Source organism: Acetobacter sp. (assembly GCF_047723915.1).
Lineage (GTDB): Bacteria > Pseudomonadota > Alphaproteobacteria > Acetobacterales > Acetobacteraceae > Acetobacter.
The window spans coordinates 171588-178671 of the sequence record NZ_JBDOBQ010000001.1 but is presented as its reverse complement, the minus strand read 5'-3'; the positions used below and the strand labels follow the sequence as shown (position 1 = coordinate 178671).

4 protein-coding genes are annotated in these 7084 nt (G+C 64.6%); 1 reads left to right on the top strand and 3 read right to left on the bottom strand.

Features of this window, described 5'->3' with window-relative positions; translation table 11 throughout:
- Positions 1–229 precede the first annotated feature (229 nt).
- Positions 230–3697: a transcription-repair coupling factor gene (gene mfd, locus ABF990_RS00760; RefSeq protein ID WP_415499617.1), complete on the bottom strand. Its 3468-nt coding sequence runs from the start codon at positions 3695–3697 to the stop codon at positions 230–232.
- An 87-nt stretch (positions 3698–3784) separates the two neighbouring features.
- A complete protein-coding gene (locus ABF990_RS00755; protein WP_415490607.1) occupies positions 3785–4111 on the bottom strand; it encodes a succinate dehydrogenase assembly factor 2 in 327 nt (108 codons plus the stop codon).
- A gap of 68 nt (positions 4112–4179) precedes the next feature.
- Here ABF990_RS00755 and recG point away from each other — a divergent pair, with 68 nt between their 5' ends.
- Positions 4180–6372, top strand: a complete 2193-nt coding sequence (recG, locus tag ABF990_RS00750; RefSeq protein WP_415490608.1) for an ATP-dependent DNA helicase RecG — start codon at positions 4180–4182, stop codon at positions 6370–6372.
- Positions 6373–6506: 134 nt separating this feature from the next.
- On the opposite strand, the gene ABF990_RS00745 is transcribed toward recG, so the two are convergent.
- On the bottom strand, positions 6507–7084 hold a 578-nt coding region (locus ABF990_RS00745), incomplete at its 5' end, for a thiamine phosphate synthase (protein WP_415506449.1).

The following is a 7084-nucleotide window of genomic DNA, read 5'->3' as shown; positions in this document are numbered from 1 at the left end:
GCTACTGGCTACTGGCTACTGGCTACTGGCTACTGGCTACTGGCTACTGGCTACTTGAGAAGCCAATGACGATTGCGCTGGCAAGAAAAACTGCTCCCGCAAAACGCATATCACGCCCCCGCATCGCATGCGCTGCCAGTCGGCAGCGCTTCCAGCATGGCCGTCACACCAAATAACAATTTTCCTTTAAAAACAGAAAATTATAAAAACAACCTGCTGACACCGTCCATCAGGCTGGTATTTTCTCGCACAAGGCGGCCAGATCTTTCAGCACCTTGCTGGCCAGCCCTACGCGCTGTGCGTTGGTCAGTTCCCGCACGCAGGCCAGTTTGTGGTCTGGGCGCAGGCGCACGGCGCCGTCTTTCCACCTGGCCATCCACTGCACGAGACCGGCCGGATTACCAAAGCTGTTCTGCCGGAACTGCACCACCATGCCTTTGGGCCCAGCCTCCACTTTTTCGACCCCAGCTTTTCGGCACAATCTTTTAATATCAACGATATCGAGAAGGTTTTTCACTTCCTGTGGTATCGCGCCAAAGCGGTCGATCAGTTCAGCTTCCATCGCCTCGGTTTCAGCGTCCGATGACAGGCCGCTGATACGGCGGTACAGCCCCAGCCGCACGGGCAGGTCTGGCACATAGGTATCGGGAATAAGTACTGGCAGCCCCATGACAATGGTGGGCGTCCAGTCCCGGTCGTCATGCGTCTTGCGCCCTTTTTCCGAGCGCAGGTCGGCCACCGCGTCTTCCAGCATCTGCTGGTAGAGTTCTATGCCCACCTCGCGCACATGGCCGGACTGCTGGTCGCCCAGCAGGTTGCCCGCACCCCGCAGGTCCAGGTCATGCGAGGCAAGGGTAAAGCCCGCCCCCAGCGTATCGAGCGTCTGCATGACCTCGAGCCGCTTCTGGGCGGAAACGGACAGGGCATGGGTCTGCGGCCATGTCAGGTAGGCGTAGCCACGCTGCTTGCCGCGACCCACGCGACCGCGCAACTGGTAAAGCTGCCCCAGGCCGAACATGTCGGCCCGGTGGATGATAAGCGTGTTCACCGCTGGCATGTCCAGACCGCTCTCGACGATATTGGTCGAAAGCAGGATGTCATATTTCCCGTCCGAGAACTCGGTCATTACGCGCTCAAGGTCGGTGGGGGACAGCCGCCCATGCGCCTGCACCAGCCGCGCATCGGGCACGATGGCGCTCAGCCTTTCGGCCAGGCGGTCCAGATCCTCGATCCGGGGGGCAACACAGAAAATCTGCCCGCCACGGAAACGCTCGCGCTGGATCGCCTCGCGGATCACCACGCTGTCGAACGGCATGATGAAGGTGCGCACGGCCAGACGGTCGGTCGGGGGGGTGGCGATCAGGCTCATTTCCCGCACGCCGGAAAGCGAGAGTTGCAGGGTACGTGGCAGAGGCGTGGCGGACAGTGTCAGCACATGCACGTCTTCGCGCAGGGCCTTGAGCTTTTCCTTGTGCGCCACGCCGAAATGCTGCTCCTCATCAATAATCAGCAGATCGAGCGCCGAGAACTTGATGGTCTTGGCCAGCAGGGCATGCGTGCCGATCACGATATTCACGCTGCCATCGGCCAGGCCCTGCCGGATGGCCGTAGCCTCCTTGCCGGTGACCATGCGCGACAGCTGCGCCACCTTGACGGGAAAGCCCTCGAACCGCGCCACAAACGTCCGGTAGTGCTGGCGCGCCAGCAGCGTGGTTGGCACCACCACCGCCACCTGCCCACCCGACATGGCGGCCACGAACGCCGCACGCAGGGCAACCTCGGTCTTGCCAAAGCCCACATCGCCACAGACCAGCCGGTCCATGGGCCTGCCCGACGCCATGTCTTCCAGCACGTCGGAGATCGCGCGGGCCTGATCGTCGGTTTCGATAAAGGGAAAACGGGCACAGAATTCGTCCCACATCCCTTCGGGCGGGGTCAGTTCCGGCGCCTCCTTCAGGGCACGGGCCGCAGCAGTCCGAATAAGCTCACCCGCCATGTCGCGAATGCGCTTTTTCATCTGGGCCTTGCGGTTCTGCCAGGCAACGCCCCCCAGCTTGTCCAGCGCCACACCTGCCTGATCGGACCCGAACCGGCTGAGCAGCTCTATGTTTTCCACCGGCAGGTAGAGTTTTTCATCGCCGTCGTACAGCAGGCGCAGGCAGTCATGCGGGGCCACGCCAACACTCAGCGTTTCCAGCCCGTCATACCGGCCGATACCGTAGTCCTGATGCACCACCAGGTCACCGGCGGACAGTTCACTGGCTTCGGCAATCAGTTCATCGGCCCGGCGTTTGCGGCGTGGCGGCCGGCCGATACGCTCACCCAGCAGATCCTGCTCCGACACGAATGCCAGATCGTCGGCCACAAAACCGCGCTCAAGCTCGAAGGCCAGCAGCCCGACCGCGCCGGCCCTGGCCTTGCGCGCACTGGCCCATGTCTCGAACGTTTCAGTCGCAACGCCATGTTCGCGCAGCAGCACGCCAATGCGTTCGCGCGATCCCCGGCTCCATGCCGCGATATAAGCCCTGCGCCCCACCTGCGCCCATTCACGCACCTGATCGCCCAGCAGGGTAAACACCTGCTCACGCTGCGCACCGGGCACGATCTTGGCGAACATCTTGCCTGGCCGCCCACCGACATCGACCCCGCCCGCCCCATCCGGCTGGGCATAGGGACTGAACGCCACCACAGGCAGGCGCGCAAGAGCAGCGTCCCACCCTTTCTGGTCCAGATACAGCAGATGCGGGGGCAGCGCGCGGTAAGGGACTTCCCCCTCCCGCGCGGGCTGACGGCGGGCCTGGTAATGATCGGCAATCATGTCCAGCCGTGCGGCCAGTCCTTCAGCCACCTGATGTTCGAGCGAGACCGCGGCCCCCGGCAGATAGTCGAACAGGGTTTCCATCTGCTCGTGGAACAAGGGCAGCCAGTGCTCCAGACCGGGATAACGCCGCCCGTCGGACACGTTCTCGTACAGCGGGTCGGCGGCGGCACCGGGTCCGAACACATCGCGCCAGCCGGTGCGAAAGCGTGAAATGGCCCCCGCATCGAGCGAAAACTCGGACACCGGGCAGAGCACCAGACTGTCGCGCCTGTCGGTCGAACGCTGGGACCCGGGGTCGAAGGCGCGGATGTTTTCCACCTCGTCACCGAACAGGTCCAGCCGCAGGGGTTCGGCCGCGCCTGCGGGATACAGGTCGAAAATGCCCCCACGCGTGGCGAATTCCCCTGCCTCCATCACCGTATCGGTGCGCGTGTAGCCATTGGCGATCAGCAGATCGATCAGGAACGCCTGGTCCAGGCTTTCTCCCGTGCGCAGGGTCAGGGACTGGCCCTCGAACGTCTTGCGCGGGGCCACGCGCTGCACGGCCGCGTTCACGGTGGTCAGCACAAGGCGGGGGCCTTTGGCGGGTTCGAGCAGGCGCGTCAGTGTCGCGACACGTTCAGCCACAAGCGTCGGGTTGGGGGAAACACGATCGTAAGGCAGGCAGTCCCATGCGGGAAAGCGCAGCACCTCGATATCAGCCGCGACAAAGGCCAGCATGTCGGCCAGCCGTGTCATGGCCGCGTCACTGCGGGCTATGTGCAGGACCGGGCCTTTGTGTTCGGCAGCGCGACGGGCCAGCAGCAGTGCGTCATAGCCCTCAGGCACGCCCCAGATGGTGGCTATTTGGCTGTGTGCGCCCGTTTTTGCTGTCATCTGGCCTTATATCTCTTTGCTCTGTTTTCGTATCCGCCATCCGCCCGAAACCGCAGGCGTGCCGGGCGCGCATACGATCGCAGGGGGTTATTTACCGCATCGGGTCCGGCAGGAGTCCACCATCCGGCGCAACATGGGGGTGGCTTTTTCTTCGGGCAGAGGCAGACGGCCGAACAGCCAGTCCGTCAGGTCGGGGTCGGGCATTTCGAGAATGGCTTCCATATCCGCCAGTTCGTCCGCGTTCAGGCTGTCGGCCTGTTCGTCCACAAACTGACCGATCAGGATATCGGTCTCGAACGTGCCGCGATGGTTGGCACGAAAACGCAGGCGGCGCCTGCGGGTAGCCAGATCGTCCGGCGCAGGGTCGGTTGCAGCAGGCTGAGCGGATGAGTGTGCGGTAAAATTGTCTTGCATGGCTTTGCTGTCCTATACCCTTGCTGTTCCTGTGTGTCAGCCGCCAAAAAGAGGCCCGTGTCCCCCCTGTGTCCAGCCCCCTTTCCTTCACATCCTCTTCGGTGCCGGCACAAGAGGGCATTTGCGATGTCCCGTCCCTTCTGGCGGCGGTCCTTGCACCGCTGTCCAGCCTGCCCGGCGTCAGCACCGCGCGGGCCCGGCTGCTGGGTCGCATCGCACAGGGCAACCGGGTAGCGGACCTGCTGTTCTGCCTGCCTGAATCCGTTACCGACCGCAGGCAACGCCCGACCATAGCGCAGATCAGGCCCGGCATGGTGGCAACCCTGACAGGCACGGTGCAGGATATCCGCGCCCCTGCCCCACGCACGCGCCAGCCCTGGCGCGTCAACATAAGTGACAGGACAGGCCTGCTCGAAATCGCCTTTTTTTCGCCCTGGCAGGCAAAGCAGGTGGTTGTGGGCGAAAGCATTGCCGTATCCGGCAAGGTGGACACATTTCATGACCGCCCGGTCATGACGACACCCGACTACCTGCTGCCCGCACACGCACTGGCGCGCATTCCCCTGCTGGACCCGGTGTGGCCGCTGACAGCGGGCCTGTTCGGCGGTCAGGTGCGCAAGGCCATGGCCGCAGCCCTTGAACGCCTGCCCGCCACCCTGCCCGAATGGCATGACCCCGCCCTGCTGTGCCACAGGGACTGGCCCGATTTCACCACCGCGCTGACATGGCTGCAAAAACCCGACAGCATTCCCGGCAGCGCGGAGGGCGATGACTGGCAGGATCTTCGCACGCGCGCGCTGACCCGCCTTGCCTGTGACGAACTGCTGGCCGACCAGCTTGCCATCCGCATTGCCCAGAGCGCATCCCGCGCCCGACCCGGCCGGTGTTTTCAGGGCGATGGCCATCTCCAGCGCAAGGCCCTGGCCGCGTTCGGCCACACCATGACACCGGGCCAGCACCATGTTCTGCGCGAGATCGAGGCCGACATGGCCCGGCCCCTGCGCATGAACCGCCTTGTGCAGGGCGACGTGGGGGCCGGTAAAACCCTTGTGGCGCTGCTGGCCATGCTGCGCGCGGTGGAGGCTGGCGCGCAGGCCGCCATTATGGCGCCAACGGAAATTCTGGCCCGCCAGCATGCGGCCACCTTCGAGCGCCTGTCCCCCGTGCCGGTTGCGTTCCTGAGCAGTTCCGTCAAGGGCAAGGCCAGAAAACAGGTGCTGGCCGATATCGCCAGCGGCACGGCACGGCTGGTTGTAGGCACCCACGCGCTGGTGCAGGACACCGTGCAGTTCGCCGATCTGGGGCTGGCGGTCGTGGACGAACAACACCGCTTTGGCGTGGACCAGCGTCTGGCGCTGGTGGAAAAAGGGCACGAGGCGGACATGCTGGTCATGACCGCGACCCCCATACCCCGCACCCTGCTGCTGACCCGCTTTGGCGACATGCAGATCAGCCGGCTGGACGGCAAGCCCGCCGGGCGCAAGCCAGTACGCACGTCCCTGCACAGCCTTGCCACCATGGATGACATACTGGACGGCGTGGGCCGTGCGCTGAACAACGGCGCGCAGATATTCTGGGTCTGTCCGCTGGTGTCCGAAAGCGAAAGCCTGGACATTGCCGCAGCCGAGGCCCGGCAGGCCGCCCTGGCCGCGCGGTTCGATTCCCCTTCCGCCGCACAGGCGGCCCACGCGCCTGTCGTAGGGCTTGCCCATGGGCGGCAGGACACCACCGTGCGCGAACAGGCCCTGCAAGACTTTGCTACCGGCAAGACGCGGATTCTGGTCGCAACCACCGTGATCGAAGTTGGGGTGGACGTGCCCACGGCAACGGTCATGGTAATTGAGCATGCCGAACGCTTCGGGCTGGCGCAGCTTCACCAGCTTCGGGGGCGCGTGGGGCGCGGCAGCGATGCCTCATTCTGCCTTTTGCTGCACGACGCGGGGCTGGGCCATACCGCCAAACGCCGCCTGTCCTGCCTGCGAGAAACGGAGGACGGATTCCTGATCGCGGATGAGGATTTTCGCCTGCGTGGCGGAGGAGAAGCCACAGGCCGCCGCCAGTCCGGCCTGCCGGAATACCGCATGGCGTCCGATACGCTTGTCGACCAGTTACTGGAGACAGCCCATAACGAAGCCACGTCCCTGCTCCCTGCCGACAACCAACCCGCCAATGGCCAGCCCATGGTTCTGCCCGCCCCTGTCAGCGCGGTGCTGGGCCTGTTCGGCAAGGCGGATGCAGCGCGGATAGTCAATAGCGGCTAAGGACCTGCCACCGCACCCCATAGCTCTCTTACCCGGCCACCAGCCCGGGAACAGGCGGATGGCAGACGTACGAGATCATACCCCCAGGACACACGCACAGGACCATGCCTGACAGGCCTGCGACAGACGCTGCTTCAGCGCCGAATGGTTGCGGCCAGCCATGCCTTGACCTGGCCTTCCGGGTCGGGGTGGCGGATAAAATCCGACACAGCGGCCACGCAATCCGCACCGGCGGCAATGCAGGAGCCCGCACGCTCCAGCGTAATGCCGCCAATGGCCACCAGTGGCATGGAGCCTATCAGTTCCCGCCATTCGGTCAGCTTCCCGGTCCCCTGCGGGCCGAAAGCCATTTTTTTCAGCCTGGTTTCCCAGATCGGTCCAAGGGCCACGTAATCCGGCCCGCAGGCCAGTGCCCGCTCCAGCTCCGCATGACAGTGGGTGGAAATGCCAAGCCGCAGTCCCCCTTGGCGGATAGCCGCCAGATCGGCCGTATCCAGATCCTCCTGACCGAGATGAATGTAGTCGATGCCTTCATCCAGCGCGATCCGCCAGTAGTCGTTCAGCACGAGGCACACACCCAGTTCCCGCGCGCGGTGGCGCGCGCGCCGGGTTTGGGGCCGCCGGGCGGCGGGGGGCCTGTGCTTGAGCCGCCACTGGCTAAAACCCGCCCCCCCGCGCCCCCCCCCGGCCCCCCCCTCGGCGGGATAGACCA